Source organism: Micromonospora sp. NPDC048907 (assembly GCF_055586885.1).
Genome location: NZ_JBVJHI010000001.1, coordinates 677515 through 698805 on the forward strand (window position 1 = coordinate 677515; position 21291 = coordinate 698805).

21 protein-coding genes and 1 tRNA gene are annotated in these 21291 nt (G+C 73.7%); 10 read left to right on the plus strand and 12 right to left on the minus strand.

Going from position 1 to position 21291, the window contains the following annotated elements:
- The first annotated feature begins 9 nt into the window (after positions 1–9).
- The 6 genes from ACZ6PY_RS03465 (at position 10) to ACZ6PY_RS03490 (ending at position 4799) form a co-directional block, all read left to right on the plus strand.
- Positions 10–1005: a UTP--glucose-1-phosphate uridylyltransferase gene (locus tag ACZ6PY_RS03465; protein ID WP_466068821.1), complete on the plus strand. Its 996-nt coding sequence runs from the start codon at positions 10–12 to the stop codon at positions 1003–1005.
- Complete coding sequence (locus ACZ6PY_RS03470; protein WP_262286934.1) at positions 1002–2315, plus strand: molybdopterin molybdotransferase MoeA; 1314 nt, start codon at positions 1002–1004, stop codon at positions 2313–2315. Before ACZ6PY_RS03465 ends, ACZ6PY_RS03470 begins: the two co-directional genes overlap by 4 nt.
- 37 nt (positions 2316–2352) lie before the next feature.
- Positions 2353–3009 (plus strand): GNAT family N-acetyltransferase, encoded by a 657-nt coding sequence (locus ACZ6PY_RS03475; RefSeq protein ID WP_466068822.1) that lies wholly within the window; start codon positions 2353–2355, stop codon positions 3007–3009.
- 178 nt (positions 3010–3187) lie between these two features.
- Positions 3188–3970 carry a divisome protein SepX/GlpR gene (gene sepX, locus ACZ6PY_RS03480; RefSeq protein WP_466068824.1) on the plus strand — a complete coding sequence of 261 codons (783 nt, stop codon included), beginning with the start codon at positions 3188–3190 and terminating at the stop codon, positions 3968–3970.
- Between the two features lie 301 nt (positions 3971–4271).
- Positions 4272–4345, plus strand: a tRNA-Ala gene (locus ACZ6PY_RS03485).
- A gap of 97 nt (positions 4346–4442) precedes the next feature.
- Positions 4443–4799 carry a VOC family protein gene (locus ACZ6PY_RS03490; RefSeq protein ID WP_466068826.1) on the plus strand — a complete coding sequence of 119 codons (357 nt, stop codon included), beginning with the start codon at positions 4443–4445 and terminating at the stop codon, positions 4797–4799.
- A gap of 17 nt (positions 4800–4816) precedes the next feature.
- Here ACZ6PY_RS03490 and ACZ6PY_RS03495 read toward each other — a convergent pair whose 3' ends face one another.
- On the minus strand, positions 4817–5281 hold the full coding sequence (locus ACZ6PY_RS03495) for a hypothetical protein (protein ID WP_466068828.1): 465 nt from the start codon (positions 5279–5281) through the stop codon (positions 4817–4819).
- Positions 5282–5410: 129 nt separating this feature from the next.
- Here ACZ6PY_RS03495 and ACZ6PY_RS03500 point away from each other — a divergent pair, with 129 nt between their 5' ends.
- Complete coding sequence (locus ACZ6PY_RS03500; protein WP_466068830.1) at positions 5411–6589, plus strand: low temperature requirement protein A; 1179 nt, start codon at positions 5411–5413, stop codon at positions 6587–6589.
- A 93-nt stretch (positions 6590–6682) separates the two neighbouring features.
- Here ACZ6PY_RS03500 and ACZ6PY_RS03505 read toward each other — a convergent pair whose 3' ends face one another.
- The 5 genes from ACZ6PY_RS03505 to ACZ6PY_RS03525 form a co-directional block, all read right to left on the minus strand.
- Positions 6683–7489: a G5 domain-containing protein gene (locus ACZ6PY_RS03505; protein WP_466068831.1), complete on the minus strand. Its 807-nt coding sequence runs from the start codon at positions 7487–7489 to the stop codon at positions 6683–6685.
- Positions 7490–7677: 188 nt separating this feature from the next.
- Complete coding sequence (locus tag ACZ6PY_RS03510; RefSeq protein ID WP_466068833.1) at positions 7678–7869, minus strand: general stress protein CsbD; 192 nt, start codon at positions 7867–7869, stop codon at positions 7678–7680.
- A 109-nt stretch (positions 7870–7978) separates the two neighbouring features.
- Positions 7979–8692, minus strand: coding sequence for a VOC family protein (locus tag ACZ6PY_RS03515; RefSeq protein WP_466068835.1), 714 nt, complete (start codon positions 8690–8692; stop codon positions 7979–7981).
- Between the two features lie 106 nt (positions 8693–8798).
- A complete protein-coding gene (locus ACZ6PY_RS03520) occupies positions 8799–9890 on the minus strand; it encodes a DUF4352 domain-containing protein (protein WP_466068837.1) in 1092 nt (363 codons plus the stop codon).
- A gap of 75 nt (positions 9891–9965) precedes the next feature.
- Positions 9966–10622, minus strand: a complete 657-nt coding sequence (locus ACZ6PY_RS03525) for a 4'-phosphopantetheinyl transferase family protein (protein WP_466068839.1) — start codon at positions 10620–10622, stop codon at positions 9966–9968.
- 112 nt (positions 10623–10734) lie between these two features.
- Here ACZ6PY_RS03525 and ACZ6PY_RS03530 point away from each other — a divergent pair, with 112 nt between their 5' ends.
- Positions 10735–11004, plus strand: a complete 270-nt coding sequence (locus tag ACZ6PY_RS03530) for a hypothetical protein (protein WP_466068841.1) — start codon at positions 10735–10737, stop codon at positions 11002–11004.
- 55 nt (positions 11005–11059) lie between these two features.
- Here ACZ6PY_RS03530 and ACZ6PY_RS03535 read toward each other — a convergent pair whose 3' ends face one another.
- The 3 genes from ACZ6PY_RS03535 to ACZ6PY_RS03545 all read right to left on the minus strand — a co-directional run bounded on the left by ACZ6PY_RS03535 (position 11060) and on the right by ACZ6PY_RS03545 (position 15218).
- Complete coding sequence (locus ACZ6PY_RS03535) at positions 11060–11833, minus strand: peptidase (RefSeq protein ID WP_466068842.1); 774 nt, start codon at positions 11831–11833, stop codon at positions 11060–11062.
- Between the two features lie 2 nt (positions 11834–11835).
- Positions 11836–13116 (minus strand): VWA domain-containing protein, encoded by a 1281-nt coding sequence (locus ACZ6PY_RS03540; protein ID WP_466068844.1) that lies wholly within the window; start codon positions 13114–13116, stop codon positions 11836–11838.
- Between the two features lie 401 nt (positions 13117–13517).
- On the minus strand, positions 13518–15218 hold the full coding sequence (locus ACZ6PY_RS03545; protein ID WP_466068846.1) for a dolichyl-phosphate-mannose--protein mannosyltransferase: 1701 nt from the start codon (positions 15216–15218) through the stop codon (positions 13518–13520).
- 92 nt (positions 15219–15310) lie between these two features.
- On the opposite strand from ACZ6PY_RS03545, the gene rsmI reads away from it, so the two are divergent.
- Positions 15311–16150, plus strand: coding sequence for a 16S rRNA (cytidine(1402)-2'-O)-methyltransferase (rsmI, locus tag ACZ6PY_RS03550; protein WP_466069389.1), 840 nt, complete (start codon positions 15311–15313; stop codon positions 16148–16150).
- 33 nt (positions 16151–16183) lie between these two features.
- Here the strand turns inward: rsmI and ACZ6PY_RS03555 are convergent, their stop codons facing one another.
- Positions 16184–17047, minus strand: coding sequence for a hypothetical protein (locus tag ACZ6PY_RS03555; protein ID WP_466068847.1), 864 nt, complete (start codon positions 17045–17047; stop codon positions 16184–16186).
- Between the two features lie 138 nt (positions 17048–17185).
- On the opposite strand from ACZ6PY_RS03555, the gene metG reads away from it, so the two are divergent.
- The gene (metG, locus tag ACZ6PY_RS03560) at positions 17186–19018 is read left to right on the plus strand and encodes a methionine--tRNA ligase (RefSeq protein ID WP_466068849.1); all 1833 of its coding nucleotides are present in this window, start codon (positions 17186–17188) and stop codon (positions 19016–19018) included.
- Positions 19019–19074: 56 nt separating this feature from the next.
- Here metG and ACZ6PY_RS03565 read toward each other — a convergent pair whose 3' ends face one another.
- The gene (locus ACZ6PY_RS03565; RefSeq protein ID WP_466068850.1) at positions 19075–19926 is read right to left on the minus strand and encodes an alpha/beta fold hydrolase; all 852 of its coding nucleotides are present in this window, start codon (positions 19924–19926) and stop codon (positions 19075–19077) included.
- 60 nt (positions 19927–19986) lie between these two features.
- Positions 19987–21225: a hypothetical protein gene (locus ACZ6PY_RS03570; RefSeq protein ID WP_466068852.1), complete on the minus strand. Its 1239-nt coding sequence runs from the start codon at positions 21223–21225 to the stop codon at positions 19987–19989.
- Between the last annotated feature and the right edge of the window lie 66 nt (positions 21226–21291).

Sequence of the window (21291 nt, forward strand, 5' to 3'; positions counted from 1 at the left end):
TCTCGCGGCATGTCGGAGCACTCAGCGAACCCCTCAGCGACCGCCGCGACCGGTCGCTCCCGCGCCGTCAAGGCCGTCATCCCGGCCGCCGGCCTGGCCACCCGGTTCCTGCCGGCCACCAAGGCGGTGCCCAAGGAGCTGCTGCCGGTCGTCGACCGGCCGGTGCTCCAGTACATCGTCGAGGAGGCCGCGCAGGCCGGGCTCAACGACGTGCTGCTGATCACCGGGCGCGGCAAGACGGCCATGGTGGACCACTTCGACCGCCGGCCCGACCTGGAGGAGCGGCTGGAGAAGAAGCCCGAGCTGCTGGCCGCCGTCAAGCGCACCGAGGACCTGGCCGAGATCTACACCTGCCGCCAGCCCGAGCAGCTCGGCCTCGGCCACGCCGTGGGCTACGCCGAGTCGCACGTCGGCGACGCGCCCTTCGCGGTGCTGCTCGGCGACGAGTTCGTCAAGATGGACGAGCCGCTCCTGCCGGCCATGCTGGACCTACAGGCCCGCACCGGCGGCATCGTGCTCGCCTTCTTCGAGGTCGACCCGGCCGAGACCTCCCGCTACGGGATCGCCTCCGTCGAGCCGGCCGGGCCCGAGTTCGGCGACCTCGCCGAGGTCGTCCGGGTCACCGGCATGGTCGAGAAGCCGAAGCCGGAGGACGCGCCGAGCAACCTCGCCGTCCTCGGCCGCTACGTGCTCCCCGGCCGGATCTTCGACGCGATCCGGCGCACCGAGCCGGGCAGTGGCGGCGAGATCCAGCTGACCGACGCCATGGAGATCCTGCGCAACGAGGGCGTGCCCGTGCACGCCATCGTCTACCGGGGCACCCGCTACGACACCGGCCAGCCGCTCGGCTACCTCCAGACCGTGGTGCAGATCGCCGTCGAGCGGGAGGACCTGGGCGCCGAGTTCCGCAAGTGGCTCACCGAGTTCGTCAACGCCGGCGACGAGACGGTCACCGCGGCGATTCTCAACGGGATGCGCGACACGTCCGGCGGTGCCGGTACATGACCGCGACGGCCGACGCCGAGGCGGCCGCGAACGAGTTGACGCCGCTCGCCGACTACCTGGGCAGCGTGCTGCGCAGGTTACGCGCGCTGCCTCCGCTCGACCTCGACCTCACCCAGGCGTACGGCAACGTCCTCGCCGAGGACGTGGTCGCGCCGCACTCGTTCCCCGCCTTCGACCAGGCGGCGGTGGACGGGTACGCCGCGCGCTGGGAGGACATCTCCGGAGGGAGCCGGGGGCCGGGCTACGTCCCGGCCCCCTCCGGTATCCCCGGCGGCCGCAGCATCCGGCTGAACGTGGTCGGTGACCTGGGCGCGGCGAGCTGGCGCCCGGTCCGGCTCACCCCCGGCTCCTGCTTCTCCGTGGCGGCCGGCGCGCCGCTGCCCGTCGGCGCCGACGTGGTGGTCCCCGTGGAGTGGACCGACCAGGGCATGGCCGCCGTGGAGATCTTCCGCGCCCCCAAGCGGGGCTACGGCGTCCGGCGCGCCGGTGAGGAACTGCCCGCCGGCACCCTGCTCGCCCGCGCCGGCACGTACGTCTCGCCCGCCCTGGTCGCGGTCTGCGCCGCCACCGGCATCGGTCACGTCGTGGTCCGGCCCAGCCCGCGGGTGGTCATCGTGGCCACCGGCGACGAGCTGGTCGACGTGGGCCGGGGCAGCCAGCCCGGCCAGGTGGTGGACACGAACTCGCACGCGCTGACCGCCGCCGCGGCCGAGGCGGGCGCGCTGGCGTACCGGGTCGGGATCTGCGACGACGACCCGGAGGCGCTGCGCGGCCTGCTGGAGGACCAGACCCTGCGGGCCGACCTGATCATCACCACCGGCGGCACCGGCACCGGCCCCGGCGACATGGTCCGCCGGATCCTGTCCCGCCGGGAGGGCGGCCGGGCCGGGCCGGTCACCTTCACCGAGGTCGCCCTCTATCCCGGAACGGCCCTCGGATTCGGTACGGTCGGCGCCGAGGAGGTGCCGGTGGTGTGTCTTCCCGGTGAGCCCGGCGCGGCGCTTATCGGCTTCGAGGTGCTGGCCCGCCCGGCCATCCAGTTGCTGGCCGGCGCCGAGCCCGTGTTCCGGCCCAGCGTCCGGGCGCACCTGCTGGAGACGGTCTCGTCCCCGGTGGGCCTGCGCGAGTTCCGCCCGGCGCACGTGGCCGAGCGGCGCGGCGGCGGCTACACCGTGCAGCCGCTCGCCGGTGGGCCGTTCACCCTCTCCGGCCTGGCCGAGGCGAACGGCCTGCTCGTCCTCGGCGAGCGGGTCACCACCGCGGCGGCCGGGTCGACTGTGGACGTCCTCCTGCTGGACCGGCGCCGGTGAGCGCGAGTGGGTTCGCGAGCCGCGCGGGAGCGAACGGATGGCTGACTCGGTGAGTTGGTTCCGGCGGCAGCCGGGATGGCCGGCGGTGCTGGTGGACGGTCCGGTGGTGCTGCGGCCGTACCGGCGTTCCGACGCGACCGGCTGGTCGGAGATCCGGCGGGCCAACAAGGCCTGGCTGTCCCCCTGGGAGTCGCACCTGCCCGGCAGCTGGGACGAGATGAACTCGCCGGCCGCGTTCCGCTACGTCCACGCCGACCAGCGCCGGTCCGCGCGGACCGGCGACGGCATGCCGTTCGCGGTCTGCCTGCGCGAGAACGGCGAGGAACGACTCGTCGGCCACCTCAACGTGGGCAGCATCGTGCGGCGCGCGTTCTGCTCCGGCTACGTGGGCTACTGGGTGGACTCCCGGGTGGCCGGTCGCGGCGTCATGCCCACCGCGGTGGCCCTCGCCGTGGACCACGCGTTCGGCCCCGGCGGGCTGCACCGCATCGAGGTGAACATCCGGCCGGAGAACCAGCCGTCCCGCCGGGTGGTGGAGAAGCTCGGCTTCCGCGAGGAGGCCTACCACGTGCGCTACATGCATATCGACGGCGCGTGGCGTGACCACATCGGATACGCGATGACAAGTGAGGAAGTGGTCGCCGAGGGCGGGCTGCTGGCCCGTTGGCACCGCGTGCGTGACAACCGCGGTTGAAGGCTCCCACCCGCCACGCCCGGCGCGGCGCACGGTGAAGTGGGTCGACGGCCCGTAACCTCAAGTAACTGCAAGCTGTGGCAAGCGCTGCCTGCCCGCACGATCTGCGCCATCAACGACGGGCGACGGAAGAAGTTGCGGTCGTGTGGCGCTCGCCCCGAACTTGGTGACGGGAGGGGTGAGGGTGCCGACCTCGGTGCTCCTCGCCGTCCTCGCCGCCGCCGGTCTGCTCGCCCTCGCGCCGGCGCTGGTCCGCCGGTACGACGCCACCGAGCGGCTGGTGGCGGAGCGGGCGCAGTCGACGGCCCGGGTGCTCCAGCGCCGCCGTCGACGTCGCACCGTGCCCGGACGGCGGCCGGTGCACCCGCCCCGCTCCCTCGTCGTCACTCTCAGTGAAGACACCGACACGGGCGGTCTCTCCCGTCCGGTGTCGGCGCCACCCGCACGCCGCCGGTCGGGCCGGCTCCGCTCGGTGCCGCCCGCCCCCGCCAAGTCCCGCCGACGGCACCCCCCGAGGCGCCGGCACACCCCGGCCGTCTACCGACGGCGCCGGGTGCTCGCCGCGCTGCTGCTGCTCAACTTCGTCGAACTGGTCGGCGTGGTGCTGGTGAGCCCCGGCTTCTGGATCAGCGTCTCGGTCACCGGCGCCCTGCTGGTGGCATACGTCGTACACCTGCGGCAGCGGGCCCTCGCCGAGCGCCGGCGGCGGCGCGCGGAGGCCCGCGAGGCGGCGTGGCTGGCCGCCCGCCAGGCCGAGGTACGCCGCGAGCAGGCGCGGCGCGCTGCCGCCCGACGGGAGGCGCAGCGCCGGCTGGCCGCCCAGCGGGAGGCCGTCCGGCGCACCGCCATGGGGCTGGACCGGCCCGCGGACCTGCCGCCCGCCGCGAGCGGCGGCTCGGTCTCCTACCGCCGGGCGGGTGGCCTGCGGGGGCGGCCGTACCAGAGCGGGCGGGGCGCCTGAAAAGGTCTTCCCCGCTGATGCGTGCCCTCGAAGAGGCGCCGGCCGTGCCCCACGGCGATCACGATCTTGGCCATCACAAGCTCCCCTGTCCGCGGCCGGCTTCCGCACCGGCCTTCATCAACCCGTCGGATGAAGGACGCCGGATTCGATCTTGGAGGGTTTCGGCCCCTATGGGGGCCGTTTCCCTCCAAGATCTCCTGCCGCGGTGGGGCGGTTCGCCTCGGCGGCGCCCGACCTGTTAGCCTTGTCGCCGGCCCGCCCGGTGCAAGCCGGGTGGGACCGACGCTGGTACGCCAGCGGAGGGGCTGTGGCGCAGACCGGTAGCGCACCTCGTTCGCATCGAGGGGGTCAGGGGTTCAAATCCCCTCAGCTCCACCCAGTTCGAAGGCCGTTTCCGCTCGTCGGAGACGGCCTTTCCCGCGTTCTGGCGGGATCGGCGGCGCCCCGCCGACCTCGGCACTATGGTCGATCAATGATCAATGGTGCTCATGTGATCATCTACAGCCGCGACCCGGAGGCGGACCGCGCCTTCTTCCGGGACACGCTCGACTACGGCCACGTCGACGCCGGCCATGGCTGGCTCATCTTCACGCTCCCACCGGCCGAGCTCGCCGTGCACCCGACCGGGGGCGCGCCGGCCCACGAGCTGTTCCTCATGTGCGACGACCTCGCGGCGACCATGGCCGACCTCGCCGGGAAGGGCGTCGAGTTCACGATCCCGGTCACCGAGGAGCGGTGGGGGCTGCGCACCGCCCTGCGGCTGCCCGGCGGGAGCGAACTCGGTCTCTACGAACCGCGCCACCCCGTCGCGATCCGACACGACCGGTAGGACGACGGGTTGACTCGTCAGACCCGGCGCACGTCGGTGACCATGGCGGGATAGGGCCCGGCGGACTTCTCGGCCGTGGCCCGGTCGGCCGGGATGACGTTGTCCATCCGCATCCGCAGGTTTGCCGCGTCGGCGGCGTCGAAGACGATCCGCCACGCCCAACCGCCGCCGTACTCCGCCGACAGTTCGAACGTCGCGTCCGACCCCGGGCCCCCGGTCAACGACATGGGCGTCGGCTGCTGGTGCCACGAGTCGCCCCAGACGGCGACCAGCGAGCCCTCCCGGTCGCCGGCCCCGATGACGACCAGGCCGTCCTGCGGCCCGTCGTCCGGGTGGGTCCAGGAATAGGCGACCGAGGTGAGATGACCGCTGGCGGCGGTCGTCACGGTCAGCGTGGCCGGCGACTCGACGAGCGGGTCGGCGGGCATCAACCGGAACCCGTTGGTGCCGGCCCAGGATCCGGCGAAATCGGCGAGGATCATCCGCCCACCCTAGGGGCGAGGTGGGACTCCCGGCCGCCGACGCACTGCCCCGTCTGACTGCCAGCGGCCCGACCACCGTGGTACGACTGCGGGAAACCGGTGCGAAGCGGACAGGGGCGTTGGCGGTAGATGTCGATCGGTGGCTGGCGCGGACTGCTGCAGGGCCGGGAGGGGGAGCTGCTCCTCGACCTGGTCTTCGTCTTCGTGCTGACCCGGTTCTCGCAGCGCCTGATCGAGGACTTCACCACCGACCGTCAGGTCGTCCTGCCCGAGGTCGGTCAGACGGTGCTCCTGCTGCTGGCCCTGTGGATGGTCTGGGTCCACGCGGCGTGGGTGACCAGCCGGGTGGAACCCCGGCAACCGGTGACCCAGCTGCTGATCGTCTGGACGATGTTCGGCAGCATGATCATCGCGGTCACCCTGCCGCACGCGTTCGGCGCGCGAGGGCTGCTCTTCGCGGTCACGTACGTCGCCATCCAGGTCGGAAAGCCCCTCATCCTCCTGATCGCGCGCCGGGACGTCGAGCGGCACAGCCCCGCGCGTCACCTGTGCTGGGCCACGCTCTCCGCCGTGCCGTGGATCGCCGGAGCGGCGCTGTTTCCACAGAGTCCCGCGCGCGGAGCGCTCTGGACGCTGGCGGTCGCCCTGGACTACGCGGGTCTCGTGTTCGGCTGGCCCGTCCCGAAGCTCGGCCGGACCGGGGCGGAGGACTGGCGGCTGGCGGGCGAGCACCTCGCGGAGCGCTACCAGCAGCTCATCGTCATCACGATCGGCGAGACCATCCTGCTCACGGGCGCGACGTTCGCCGACGCGTTCACGCCCGACCGGGTGGCGCCGGCCGTGTTGGCCTTCGCCACCGCGGTGCTGATGTGGCGGATCTACTTCCACCGTGCCGGGGCGGTGTTCTCCGCCGCCATCGAGGTCGCCGCTCGCCCCGACAAGCTCGGCAAGTCCGGGTACTACACCCAGCTCGTCATCGTCACCGGCATCCTGGCCGCCGGCGTCGGCTACGCGCTGATCATCCGGGAGCCGCGCGGGCACCAGGATCAGCTCTGGCTCGCGGTCATCCTCGGCGGGCCGGGACTCTTCCTCGCCGGGCGGTCCCGCATGGAGTACGAGGTGTTCTCCCGGCTGTCCCCGTCCCGGGTGATCGGACTGGTCGCGCTCGCCGCCCTGACACCGGCGCTGCTGCACCGCTCGCCGGTGCTCGCCGCCGCTGCCGCCACGGCCGTCCTCGCCGGGGTGGCGGTGTGGGACGCGGTGCGCGAGCGCCGGAACCCCGCGGAGGCGCCGTCACCGCCGTCCTAGCGGACCCGCGAACAGCCCGCTGGACCGCGTCGCAGGAGCACCGGTTCGAGGTACGGCCCACCGGGCGCACCAGAGCGCCCGGCGGTTCCGCCGTCAGTCGTCGCAGGCGATCCCGTCGCCGTCGCGGTCCAGGTCGTAGATGTCGCTGCCCACCACCCGCACCGGACCGCGGACGTACGCGGGACCGTTGCCACTGCCGCCCGCGCAGTCGACGTCACTGGCGATCGGCACGCAGGCGCCGCTGTAGTTCGGGTCGCACTGCCGCGTCTGCTTGGTCCCGACGGCGACCACCTGCGTGACGGGCGCCTTCGTGACCACCGACCGCACCAGCTTCTTCCCGGTCTGCACGCCGTCGGTGACGGTCACCTGGTACGTGAGGGTGCGGACGCCGGTGACCCCCCGGGTGCGGATCTTCTTCGTGCCCTCCGGCAGGGAGGAGTCCTTGACCGTCCTGGTCGAGTAGGCGATCTTCTCGGTGGCCGTGACGGTCCTGGTCACCACCTGTGGGGACGGCGACTCGCTCGGCACCACCTCGCTGGGGCTCGCCACCGCCGACGGGCTGGCGACATCGGCCACGGCCGGAGCGGGAGCGGCGGCCTCGCCGCCGTTCGTCGCAGAGGTGGCCGGGGCGGCGTCCTTCTTGTCGGTGTTCGCCGGCGGATCGGTCACCGCGCCGATCGCGATGCCGCCACAGCAACAGAACATCAGGACGCCCGCCGTCACGATGGCGACCTGCGCTCCGCGAGAGAGCCGGCGCCACCAGGACTGCTGCGGCGCCGTGGCCGGATACTGCCCCGTCGGATACGGGACCGCGCCGAACTGGGCGGTCGGCGGCTGGGGTGGCGGCGGGGGCGGCGGCGCCTGCCCGTGCCACGGGTCCTGCGGGGGTGGGTACGTCACGCCTCTCAGTGTGCTTGCGGCCGCAACAATTGCTAGCGGCCGATCGGCACCGTCGGTGCCGACACCTCGACGGCCTGTCAGGGCGGAACGTTCCGACTGGTTGCCCGGAGCGACGAGCGGTGATCAGCTACCCGGCTGGCGGGATGCGCCGGACAGCGGGCACCCCCACCGGTCGAGACCGGGACACCTCAGGCGGTGAAGTCGTCCCTCGCGTCGGCGGCGTCCTGCTGCACGTGCTCACCGGGCCGCTTGCCCCGGATCTCGTCCTGGCGCCGCACCTCGTCGGCCTCGCCCCGTTCGTCCCGGTTCATGTCACCCAGGCGGGCCCGGGCCGGACCGGCCAGATCCTCAAGGTCGTCCTTCGCCCGTTCGACGCTCATGCCGTCTCCCCTGTCGTCGTGGGCGCCGTCGCACCCCTCCGCCAGCGGCGTCCCCGACCGTCGGAGAGTGAAACCCCGATGGCCCGCTGGGGCGTGCGCGTGGGGTGGGTCAGTCGCCGGACGCGGCGAGGTCCGCCGCGTGTCGCAGGGTGGCGGCCAACCGTTCCCGGCCGTCCTCGCTCAGCGGGACGGCTTCCGCCCGCTCCAGCAGCTCCCGGGCGGCCGCCGGCTCGTCCAGGACGAGGGCCAGCTCGGCCCGGTAGACCAGCGCCTCGACGTGGACGAGCGGGTCGTCGGCGGCGTCCGGCCGGGACAGCGCCGCGTCGAGGATCCGGGCGGCCTGCCGGTGGTCGCCGCGCGAGTCCGCCTGCACCACCGCGTTCTCCAGTGTCCGGGCCAGCCGCCCGGTCGGGGCGTCGTCGGCCGGCGGCGCGGTGCGGGCCACGAACCGGATCCAGTTGCCGCCGGGGTCGACGATGCTGAAGCCGCTGTGCCCGTCCTGGTTCTTCCGCGCCCGGGGCCGGGTCATCCGCGGCACGCCGGAGATCAGCACCTTGCCGTAGGCCGCGCGCATGCCGGCGGCGAAGTCACGGTGGATCGCCGCGATGTCGTCCACCAGGACCAGGCAGGTGCCGTACGAGGTGGCCGGGTCGAACTCGGGCATGCCGAAGAAGTGCAGGTGGAGATCCTCCCGGTGCAGCGCGAGGTACGGGTTGGGTCGCGCCTGCCGGTATCCGACCTGGAAGCCGAGGGCCTGGTAGAAGGGCGCCACGTCGTCCAGGGAGCGGCACGGCAGCAGCGGGATGGTCGTCTCGTGGGCCATCCGTTCTTCCTAGCGCCGCGGCGGCGGCGTTCGCACATGGAAATGTCCGAACGGACGAGGGGCCGGTCCCTTTCGGACCGACCCCTCGCTCACACGGCGGACCTTGTCACGGCTTCCAGGAGCCCGCGGTACGCAGGTGGTGCTCGTACTCCAGCGTGCCGTTCTTGTTCTTCACGTCGAAGATGAGCTGGCCGCTGCGCTTGCTGCCGGTGGGCAGGTTGTTGCCCGAGCCCATCAGCTTGCCGCAGCCGGAGAAGGCGCCGCCGACGCCGTTCTCCTCGGTGCCGTCGGTGCCGACCCACTTGAAGAAGAACGGGTTGATCGAGCCGGTGCCCTTGGTGACCTCTGCGGTCACGTCGGCGATCAGGTACATGCCGTTCTTCGGCCCCGGCATGAACTCCTGGCAGGACTTGTCCTTGGTCCGGAAGTTGCTGACCGTGATCTCGACGGTGCCGTCGTCGTCGTTGACGATCAGGGTGTCGCCGGACGGCATGTTGAAGGTCTCGTTGTCGGTCCGGCCCGGCTCCGGGGTCGCGGAGGTGCCGCCGGTCGGGGTGTCGTCGACCGGGTTGCTGTAGGTGACGCCCGGGGTGGGCAGGCTGTCGATGGCGTCCTTGGTCTTCTGCGCCCCGCTGTAGATGGCGAAGATGCCGCCGCCGCAGCAGAGCAGCAGCATGACCGCCGCCACGATGCCGACGGTGATCCAGACGTTCTTGTTGGACTTCTTCGCCGGCGGGCCGAACTGGCCCGGCGCGGGCGGGTACGGCCCGGTCGGCGGGTAGGCCTCACCCGGGGGCGGCGGGTACTGCCCGGGCGGCGGGGGGAACCCGGCGCCGGTGGGCGGGTACGGCGGCTGCGCCCCGCCCGGCGGCGGGTACGGCGCACCCGACGTCGGCGGCTGCGGCGCGTAGGGCGTGCCGGAGGTGGGCGGCGGCGCGTACGGCGACTCCGGGGCGGGCGGGTACCCGCCACCGGAGACCGGCGGGTACGGCGCGCCGGAGGTCGGCGGCTGCGGCGGGTACGGGGCGCCCGAGGTCGGCGGCTGCGGCGGGTACGGCGCGCCCGAGACCGGCGGCTGCGGCGCCTGCGGGCTGCCGGGCAGCGGCGGCATCGGCGCGGTGGGGAACGCCTGGGTCGGCGGTTCCTGAGGCTGCTGGTTCGGGTCCTGCGGTCCGAACGGAGGCTGAGGGTGGCTCACCGTACTCCTTGGGCACCTTCGAGATCGTCAGTCGGGACGACGGTACAAGCCGGCCGCAACGCGACCGTCAGGCCCTCACCCGGGTACCAGAACGGCGGCGGTGCGCACCAGTTCGGCGTCCACCGCGAACTGACCGGCTATCGATGATGGCGGATCGGTCAGCGGGGTGGCGGTGAGCCGGGCCGGCGCGATGCGGGCGGTGAACGTGCCCGCCTCGGGATCGAGCGTGACCCGGGCGTCGGAGAAGTCCAGCCAGGTGCCGACGAGCGGGTGCCAGACCTTGTAGACGGTCTCCTTGGCGCTGAACAGCACGACCGACCAGGCCACCCCGCCGGGCAGGCGGGCCACCTCGGCCTCCTCCTCGGGCAGGCAGACCTTCCGGCGTACCCCGGTGGGAAGTTCCCGGTGGCCCTCGGCGTCGATGCCGACGGCGCGGACGTCGGCGGCGCGGGCGGCGGCGGCCGCGCAGTAGTCCCGCGTGTGGGTGATGGTGCCGACCACGCCGGCCGGCCAGACCGGGGCGCGGTCGGGGGCGGCGGGCACCGGCGTGGGCGGCAGGCCCAGGCCGGCCAGCGCCCGGCGGGCGCACACCCGTCCGGCGGTGAAGTCCCGGCGGCGGCCGGCGGCGGCCCGCTCGCCCAGGCAGGCCCGCTCGGCCGGGAGCAGCGCGCCGGTCCAGTCCGTGGCGCCGGCCACCGCCACGGCGACCTCGGGCGGCAGCAGGTCCCGCATGACGCCGAAACCTACCGCAACCGTGTAACGCCGAAGCGTTCCGGAGCGCTGTTGGGTCGTTGCGGGGAGGCACCGTCCACACACACGTGTTCATTGACGAGAGGAACGGCCGATGACGCCTGGTGCGAAGGCGTCGGAATCACGACCGGGCGAGCACGCCCCCGTGACCCCCGACTGGACCTGCGGTTCCTGCGACGAGGACTGGCCCTGTGCCACGAAACGCCGGCAACTGCTGGACGAGTACCAGGTGGACCGCGCCTCGTTGAGCGTCTATCTGGGCTCCTGCCTGGCGGCCGCCACGCAGGACCTCCGCACCGCTCCGGACTCATCCCTCCAGGACCGCTTCATCGGCTGGGTGCCGCGCGGCCCGCGCACCCTCTGACCCCCCGCTTCCGGTGGCCGCCCCGCACCCGACGCGGCGGCCACCGGTCGCGGGCTCAGGGGCGGCGTCGCCGGGTGAGCGCGAAGCCCACCACGCCCCCCACGGCGGCGAGCACCCCGCCCGCGCTGGTCCACACCCAGCGCGAGCCGGCCTCAGGGAGCCAGCCGGTGAGGCCGATCTCCTCCTCGGCGACCGGCTCGGGGGCCGGCTCCGCGGTGAGCACCGTGCCCGCCCTGGTGTTCGCCACCAGGGGCGCCGCCAGCTCCCCGTCGTCGCCGGACCCACCGCCCGCGGTGGCCGCACCGACCAGCAGGTCCACCTCGACCGGCAGGCCGAGGTCGGGCTCGGGCAGGTCGGTGACCGAGAGCCGGAGGTAGTAGGTCCCGGGCAGTGGGTCGCCGGACCAGGGCTCCGCCCAGGGCCGGACCCGGCGCAGCGTGCACCCGAGGGTCACGCTTGTCGCGGTCGCCGCGACGGTCGGGGTCTGCGCGCCGGCCGTGCACGCCTGACGCCGGCGCAGCCCGTCGAAGACGTCGACGGTCCAGGTGGACGGGCCGGTCCGCGCTCTGCCGCCGAACGAGACCGTCGCGCTGACCTCGTGAACGTCGCCGGCCTCGGCGCGGAACGACCAGTAGAGGTGGTCGCCGGTCGAGGCTCCCACCCGGACCGGCTGGCCGGGGGTGATGGTCGTGGCGGTCAGGAACGAGGTGCCGGCCTTGGTGACGGTGGCCGCGCCGGGCGACGGGGTGGGCGCCGCGGCGGCGGCCGTGGGGGTGAGGGCCAGCCCGGCGGCGGCCAGCGCCGCCGCGGAGCGGATCAGGGTACGCATCCTCAGTTCTCCCTCCACGTGGCCACCCACCAGCGGGTGAGCAGCCCGGCGACCAGCCCGGTGACCAGTCCGGCCAGGGTGAGCAGGACCAGCAGCGCCCAGCCGCGGCCGAGGTCGGGCCCGTCCGGGGCGGGGGACGCGGCGACCACGTCCACGGTCAGCTCCACCGGCATGCCCGGGGTGACCTGGGTGCCGGCGCGCGGCGCGAACGAGTTGCTGACCACCAGGCAGACGGTCCGCGCCGGCTGCACCCCGCTCGGGGTGGGCTCGGGGCTCTCCTCCTCGGCGGCCGACCAGCGCAGCCCGGCCGAGACCACGTCGGTACGCCCGCTGCCGGCGTCGACCCCTCGGACCAGTTCCCGCCCGTCCGCGGCGGTGGCCCGCAGCAGCACGCCGTAGTCCGGGTTCACCGGCCGGTCCAGCGCGACGCTCACCGAGGCGCGCAGCTCCTGCCCCTGCCGCACCGGCACCCGGTACCAGCGGTGCTCGGCGAACGCCTCCCGGTCGGTGTAGACGCCGGGGGCGAGCAGCGGCGCGCCGTCGCACCCGGCCGACCCGCCGACCACCGTCGGGGTGGCGGTGTACGTGTCCCGGGCCCGGTCCACCAGTTGCTTGATCCGCCCGGTCAGCTCGTCGGCGCTCTGCGCCGCGGTGTACGTGCCGCCGGTGGCCGCGGCGATGCAGAGCAGTTGCCGGCGGACCTTCTCGTCGGGGGCCAGGCCGAGGGTGTCGACGACCAGCCTGGTGCCCTGGGCGGCCAGCTCCCGGGCCACCTGGCAGGGGTCGGGCGGCGCGCAGGTGTCCTCGCCGTCGGTGATCAGCACGATCCGGCGGGCCGTGCTGCCGGTGCCCAGGTCCTGCGCGGCGGAGCGGAGCGCGAGCCCCACCGGGGTGAAACCGGTCGGGCGCAGCGTGGCGACGGCGGCCTTGGCCTGCGTACGGTCCACGGGGCCGACCGGCACGATCTGCTGGGTGTCCCGGCAGCCCTGCTTCTTGTCCTCGCCCCGGTAGGTGGCGCCGAGCACCCGGATGCCGAGCTGGGTCTCGTCCGGCAGCGCGTCGACCACCTCGTTGAACGCCTGCTGCGCCACGGAGATCCGGCTGCGCCCGTCGATGTCCCGGGCCCGCATCGAGCCGCTGACGTCCAGGACCAGTTCGACCTTGGGCGGTTCGGCGGGCGGTTCGGCGGTCTCGTCGTCGGCCGCGGCGGGTGGCGCGCCGAGCAGCGCGGTCGCCGCCAGCAGTCCGATCAGGACGGCCGCCGGTCGTCTCTTGTTGATCACCGGGCGAAGTGTAGTGAGATCCACTGTGGAAGATCATCCGGGTCAATCAGATCAAGGTCGATCGATATGATCGGCGGCATGATCAGGAGTTGCGGCGCCGGGCCGTTCGCGCGCCGGCGAATGGTAAGGAATTCGTGACGTTTCCGCAGGGTGACCCACCGTGAAGTGCCCGATGTAAACCTTTTGTGGGGTGGCGCATTCGTCGGAAATCTGACCAGGGTCGACCCGTTGTGCCACTGCCGCACTGTGGTTAAGCTCTGTCTTGCGCGCCCCAATCGCCCGCTTCCCCCGTGGCAGGCGATCGGGGCGCGCTTTTTCGTACCCGAAGCCGCCGTCGACGGACGGGCCCGTGATCGCAACCGGTTTTCCGGCCCGGCGGGTGCCCCGCCGGGCCGCGCCGGTCAGATCCAGCGACCGTCCAGCCACATCCGGGCGGACCAGTCCGCGTAGGCCATCAACCGGCCCACGAAGACCGGGTAGAAGTAGCCGAAGCAGAGGGCGACCAGCAGCACGTACGCGCCCGCGATGATCCCGCCGACCAGGCGGCGGTCGGCCGTGGCCTCGGCGCTCGGTGGCGGCGCCGTGCCGGCGACCGGGGCGGGCGAGACGATCGCGCCGAGCACGTAGACCACCGCCAGCACGAGGAACGGCACCGCCGGCGCGGCGTAGAAGGAGAACATCGTGCGGCCGTCGAGGGCGAACCAGAACCAGGGCAGCAGGCCGGCGGCCACGCTGAGCAGGATGGCGCCGGCCCGCCAGTCGCGCCGGGCCAGCCCGAGCCAGACCGTCGCCACCAGCGCCGGCAGGAACGACCACCACAGCAGCGGGGTGCCCAGCAGCAGGATCTCCGAGGCGCAGCTCGGCGCTCCGCAGTTGCCGTCGCCGGACCAGTAGAAGGCGACCGGCCGGCCGAGCAGCAGCCACTGCCACGGCCAGGACTGGTACTTGTGCGGGTCGTCGAGCTGGGTGTGGAAGCCGTACGCGGCCTTGTGATATTCCCACAGGTTGATCAGCGGCCCGACGACCGGGGTGTCGCTCAGCCCCGGGGTGTTCGGGTAGCGGCTGGCCAGGCGGTAGTAGCCCTCGTCGCCGAGCAGCCAGCCCGACCAGGTGAGCACGTAGGTCACGACCATCAGCGCGCCGGCCGCCAGCAGCCACGGCCCCTCGTCCAGCAGGGCGTCCCGCCAGGGGCGGCGGACCCCGGCCGAGCGGCGCACGCCGACCTCCCAGAGCAGCACGAGCAGCGCGAAGGCCGGGACGAAGTAGAGGCCACTCCACTTCACCGCGCAGGCGCAGCCGAGCAGCACGCCCGCGGCCAGCCGCCACCACGGCCAGTCCCGCCAGGTCGACGTCGGCCGGCCCGCCCGCCCCGGCAGCGTCGGGTCGAGCCCCGCCTCCAGCGCCCGGGCCCACCGCCGCCGCCGGGCGTCCCGGTCCAGCACCAGCGCGCCGAACGCGGCCAGCACGAACAGCAGCAGGAAGATGTCGAGCAGCGCGGTGCGGGAGAGCACGAAGTGGAAGCCGTCCAGGGCGAGCAGCAGCCCGGCCGCGCAGCCCAGCGTGGTGGAGCGGAACATCCGCCGGCCGATCCGCACCAGCAGCAGCACCGACAGGGTGCCGGCCACGGCCGCCGCGAACCGCCAGCCGAACTCGGGGGCGGTGGTGACCAGGTGCCCCGGCACGGAAATTTTGGTCTCCGCGTCCTGGTAGCCGAAGGCCCACTCCCCGAGGCCGATGAGCCACTTGCCCAGCGGCGGGTGCACCACGTACGACGGGCCGTTGTCCTTGTAGTTCCACTCGACGCCGCGGTCGATCAGCCCGTACGCGTCACGCGCGTAGTAGATCTCGTCGAAGATCTTTCCGTTGGGGCCGCTCAGCCCCACGAAGCGCAGGATGGCCGCGATCGCCACCACCACCCCGGTGGCCAGCCAGGCGTGCCACCGGTCGAGGCGGGCGTCGACGGTGTCGAGCCGTCGCCGCACGACGGCCGGGATCCGGCCGCCGCCGCCGCTCGCGGCGGGGTTCGTGGCCTGGTCGGCGCTCGTCGGCCCGGCGGCGGACCCGCCCGCGTTCGCGCTCTGTGCTGTCGACGCACTCGTCACCCGGCGATCGTAGGCTGCGGAGGTGCCCGGTGGCGCCCGTCGTCTCCGAGATTGGTACGGCCGTCGATGAAGGAGCGCACGTCGTGGGTGAAATGTCCGAGGTTGGCCGCCTGGTGCTGCTCGGTGCGCCGCTGGGCAACCCGGCCGACGCGTCCGCCCGGTTCCGCGAGGTCCTCGCCGCCGCCGACGTGGTCGCCGCCGAGGACACCCGCCGGCTCACCCGGCTGGCCCGCGACCTGGCGGTCAGCGTGCCGGGCCGGATCGTCTCCTACTTCGAGGGCAACGAGGAGCGGCGCACCCCGGAACTGGTCGACGTCCTCGCCGGCGGCTACACCGTCGCGCTGGTCACCGACGGCGGGATGCCCAGCGTGTCCGACCCCGGCTACCGGCTGGTCCGGGCCGCCCTGGACGCCGGCGTCCCGGTCACCGCGGCCCCCGGGCCGAGCGCCGTGACCACCGCCCTGGCGCTGTCCGGGCTGCCGTGCGACCGGTTCTGCTTCGAGGGCTTCCTGCCCCGCACGCCCGGCGCCCGCCGGTCCCGGCTGCGCGCGCTGGCCGCCGAGGAACGCACCCTGGTGCTCTTCGAGGCGCCGCACCGGATCGCCGGGGCGCTGGCCGACCTGGCCGAGGCGTTCGGCCCGGACCGGCCCGCCGCGCTGTGCCGCGAGCTGACGAAGACGTACGAGGAGGTGGTCCGCCGGCCGCTCGGCGAACTGGCCGAGTGGGCCGCGGCGGGCGAGCCGCGCGGCGAGATCACCCTTGTCGTGGCCGGCGCGCCGCCGGCCGCGGCCGTCCGGCCGGACGACGACACGCTGCGCGCCGCGGTGGCCGCGCGGGAGGCGGCCGGGCTGTCCCGGCGGGACGCCGTCACCGAGGTGGCCACCGAGTTCGGGCTGCGCCGCCGCGAGGTCTACACGGTCGTGCACAGCTGACGGCAGGGCCTCCGGCACCGCCCTGCCCAGCGGCTACCAGGCCGCGGCCAGGAACCCGAGGGTGATCAGCAGCGGGCCGGCCAGCGCCACACCCACCGCCCAGCGGCGGTGCCGGCGCTCCGGCAGCCGGGTGGCGCCGGTCCAGCGGGCGATCCCGGCGGCGCAGCCGGCCACCAGCAGCAGCCCGAGCAGCCAGCGCAGGTGCCGGCCGGCGCCGGCGTCCGCGTAGGCGGTGCCGGCGGCGGGCCCGGTCATCCGGGCGGGCAGCAGCGAGCCGGTGGCGGTGCGGTCGGCCGGCACCCCGCTGACCCGCACACCGTGGGCCAGGAAGCGGTCGCCGTCGGCCAGGAAGAGCCCCCGGCAGCGCTGGGTCAGCCCGCCGCCGCTGCAGTCGGTGATCACGGCCGTGCCGCTCGTGCCGTGCCCCACCGCCAGCCAGAGCGGCCCGGCGCTCACCCAGGCGAAGAACGCGGCAACCAGGCTCAACGACAGCAGCACGGACAGGCCGGTGACCGGGTCCGGCGGACGGGCCGGACGGGTGCGGTCGCGCCGGGACGCCGACCGGCGGAGCGACCACCGGCGGGGGCGGTGCGGCTCCTCCCGCAGCGGGGTGCCGTCCCAGTGCACCTCCTCGATCGGCGCCCAGGTGGTCCCGCCGTCGACCGCGGCGGACCGCCGGTGCCAACGGGGCTGCCGGACCGGCACCCGGCGCGGGACGGCGTCCACCGGCGCCCCGGTGGTCGGCTCCACCTCGACGGGCGGGTCCGCCGGGTCCAGCCGCGGCTGCGGAGCCACCGTGCCGCGCGCCGGGAACATCCGCGCGGCCTCCCCGGTCGGGGGCGCGGAGGAGGGCCCGCCCGGCCCGGGTGCCGCTGGTCTGCTGGTCACGCCGTTCATTTGACACCGGCGGGACGGGCCCGCCGGGCAGCTCAGGCCGCGTGTCGGCGACAAATCGGGCGTACGGCCGGGGCCGGCGCGTGGTACGCGCCCTATTGGTTCGCCGGTGCCCCGCGGCAATCACTAGGCTTGGCGCTCATGAGTCACGTTCTCGCCGCGGTCGCCTGGCCCTACGCCAACGGCCCGCGCCACATCGGCCACGTATCCGGATTCGGCGTTCCCTCCGACGTCTTCGCCCGGTACATGCGGATGGCCGGTCACGACGTGCTCATGGTCTCCGGCACCGACGAGCACGGCACCCCGATCCAGGTGCAGGCCGACGCCGAGGGGGTCACCCCGCGCGAGCTGGCCGACCGCTACAACCGGGTGATCGCCGAGGACCTGCGGGCGCTGGGCCTGTCGTACGACCTGTTCACCCGGACCACGACCCGCAACCACTACGCCGTGGTGCAGGAGCTGTTCGAGGGGCTGCACCGCAACGGCTACATCGTCCCCAAGGTCACGACCGGCGCGATCTCCCCGTCCACCGGCCGGACCCTGCCCGACCGCTACATCGAGGGCACCTGCCCGATCTGCGGCTACGACAGCGCCCGCGGCGACCAGTGCGACAACTGCGGCAACCAGCTCGACCCGATCGACCTGATCAACCCGAAGTCGAAGATCAACGGCGAGACGCCGGAGTTCGTGGAGACCGAGCACTTCTTCCTGGACCTGCCGGCCCTGGCCGACGCGCTGCGGCAGTGGCTGGACAGCCGGGAGGGCTGGCGCCCCAACGTGCTGCGCTTCTCCCGCAACCTGCTCGACGACCTCCAGCCCCGGGCCATCACCCGGGACCTGGAATGGGGCGTGCCGATCCCGCTCGACGGCTGGCGCGACCGGCCCGACAAGCGGATCTACGTCTGGTTCGACGCGGTGATCGGCTACCTGTCCGCCTCGATCGAGTGGGCCCGCCGCACCGGCGACCCGGAGGCCTGGCGCAAGTACTGGAATCCAAAGGACGGCGAGGGGTCCGCCGTCTCTGCCAGCGGAGCTGGCGGTGACGCCCGCGGCTACTACTTCATGGGCAAGGACAACATCGTCTTCCACTCGGTGATCTGGCCGGCGCTGCTCGGCGGCTACTCCGGCGAGGGCTCCCGGGACGGCGAGCCGGGCGAGCTGGGCCGGCTCAACCTGCCCACCGAGGTCGTCTCCAGCGAATACCTGACCATGGAGGGCCGCAAGTTCTCCTCCTCCCGCAAGGTGGTCATCTACGTCCGCGACTTCCTGGAGCGGTACGACGCCGACGCGCTGCGCTACTTCATCGCGGTGGCCGGCCCGGAGAGCAACGACACCGACTTCACCTGGGCCGAGTTCCTCCGCCGCAACAACGACGAGCTGGTGGCCGGCTGGGGCAACCTGGTCAACCGGTCGATCTCGATGGCGGCGAAGAACTTCGGGGCGATCCCGCCGGTCGACCCGGCCGGGCTCACCGACGCCGACCGGGCCCTGCTGGAGACCGCGAAGGCGGGCTTCGCCACCGTCGGCGACCTGATCGCCCGGCACCGGCAGAAGCAGGCCATCGGGGAGGCCATGAAGGTCGTGGCCGAGGCCAACAAGTACCTGTCCGAGCAGGCGCCCTGGAAGCTCAAGGGCGAGGACGACAAGCCGCGGATGGGCACCATCCTGCACGTCGCCCTCCAGGTGGTCAGCGACGCCAACACGCTGCTCACCCCGTTCCTGCCGCACTCCGCACAGAAGATCCACGAGCTGCTCGGCGGCACCGGGGTGCACGCCCCGATGCCGAGGATCGAGGAGGTCGAGGACCTCGACGGCGGGCCGGGATACCCGGTGCTGACCGGCGACTACACGGTCGGCGCGCGCTGGGAGTCCGTACCCCTGGAGGTGGGCCGGCCGCTCGCGGCGCCGAAGCCGGTGTTCCGCAAGCTCGACCCGTCGATCGTCGACGAGGAGCTGGCCCGGCTGGCCGGCTGACGGCCCGACACGCGACGCGGCCCCGGGGTGTCCCCGGGGCCGCCGCCGTCGGTGGGTCAGGCGCGGGCCATCTGCGGCGCGCCGATGAACTCCATGATCGCCTTGTTGACCTCGGTCGGGTGGGTCCACGGGGTGCCGTGCGGCGCTCCCTTGAGCATGACCAGCCGGCAGTCGGACAGCATGTGCTGCAACCGCTGGCCGGTGGCCGGGAACGGCAGCACGTTGTCCTTGTCGCCCTGGATGATCAGCACCGGCACGTTGATGTTCGGCAGGTCGCCCCGGAAGTCCGTGAGCCAGGCGTCCACGGAGTCGTGGCTGCCCTTCGCCGACGCCCGCGCGCCGATCTCCCAGTGCGCCCGGTACGCCTCCTCGCTGACCCATTTGCCCTTGGTCTCGCTGTAGTTGAAGAAGGCGTCGCAGAACTGGGTCAGGTAGGCGAAGCGGTCCTGGATGATGGCCGCCTTGAACCCCTCGAACAGGCTCTGGTCGACCCCTTCCGGATTGTCGGCCGTCTTCAGCAGGAACGGCGCCAACGGCGCCATCAGCACCGCCCGCTCCACCCGGTCCGACCCGTACGCGCCCAGATAGCGGGTCACCTCGCCGGTGCCCATCGAGTGCCCGATCAGGATCGCGTTGCGCAGGTCCAGCTCCGTCATCAGCACGTCGAGGTCGGCGGCGAAGGTGTTGTAGTCGTAGCCGAACGACGGTTGGGCGGAGTTGCCGAATCCGCGCCGGTCGTACGTGATCACCCGGTAGCCGGCCGCGAGCAGCGGGTTGGCCATCTTCTCCCAGGTCGCCCCGTTGAAGGGGAAACCGTGGATCAGGACGATCGGCTGGCCGGAGCCGTGATCCTCGTAATAGAGGTCGATGGGTGCGGAATTCTCCGTACCGACGGTGACGAAAGGCATGTCGGGTTCTCTCCCCTTGCGTGCGTCTCGGACGCCCGCGCTTTCCCGGCCCGCTCCCCGTTATGCCGTCCGGTACGGCAGATCCACCACCCGGTCGTCGGTCAGCTCGGCGCCCGGCGCCCACGTCTCGTAGACGCCCCGCTCGTGGCACTGCGCCCCGGTTGTGGCCACCGCGTCCGGATCCGGCCGGCACAGCCGCAGCCGCAGCCAGCCCGCCTCCTCCCGCAGCACCAGGCAGGGCACCCCGCGCCAGGCCGCGTAGCGCAGCCGGCGGGCCGCCGACTCCACCGGGTAGCGGGCCGCCCGGGTCATGGCCAGCAGCCGGAACCCGCCGGGCTGGTCGGCCACCGCCTCGTACTCGACGCCGCCGTACCCGCCGACGAGCTGGGTGGAGCGGGGCGCGTCGCCGGTCGGCACGTACTCCTGGTCGGGGGAGAGGCCGGGCACCGCGGCGAGCAGGTGCCGCCACTGCGGGCCGACCATGCGCAGCCAGCCCCGCTGCTCCGCCTGGTAGGTGTAGAGCACCACCTCCACCCCCTCCGCCGGGTAGGCGAGCAGGGTGGCGTTCGCCGGCATCGGCAGGTCGGCGAAGTCGCGGGTGACGAACTCCGGGATGAGCTGGGCGTTGCTCGGCACGAACCCGGTGCCCAGCACCGGCGGCCCGAGCCGGTCCCGCGGCGGCAGCGCCGTCAGCCCCCGGTGCGCCGGCCCGACCGGCACGTCGTAGTCCGCCGGGTCGGTGGCGCGCCAGCGCAGCGCGTACGCCACGTCGCCGCCCTCCGAGTCGCCCCGCAGCACCGCCATCCCGGCCGGGGTGCGCAGGTGCGCCACGTCGTGCTCCCGGTGGCAGAAGCCGTGCGGCAGCCAGCCCCGCACGTAGCCGGCGAGCTGGCGGGCGGAGAGCACCTTCACCATCCGGGTGCCCGGCCGGATCACCGCCGAGCCGCGCGCCGCCGCGAGGGTCGGGTCGCCCGCCGCGCCGGGCTGCTGGCTGAGCTGGTGCAGGTACGCCCAGCCGTGCTCCCGGTGCAGCGGCATGAGCAGCGGCGGGTCGACGTCCTCCGTCGGCTCGGCCGCCCCGTGCACCGCGCTCACCTCGGTGACGTGCACGAACTTCCGCCACGGGTACGCGACCCCGGGCCGGGGCGCCCACTCGAACCCGGGCGCCTCCTCGGCGCTGAACAGCTCGTACGCCGCGCCCCGGGCGATCTCCTCCGCCGGGTGGACGCGGCCGTCGTACGTCACGCGCAGCCCGGTCCGCTCGGGGGCGGCCTCGCCGGCCTGGGGAGTGACGGTCACGCACCGCACCGTAGGCGTGGCAGATGTGGTGCACGTGAACAGTCGGTGGCGGTCCGGAAACGCCGG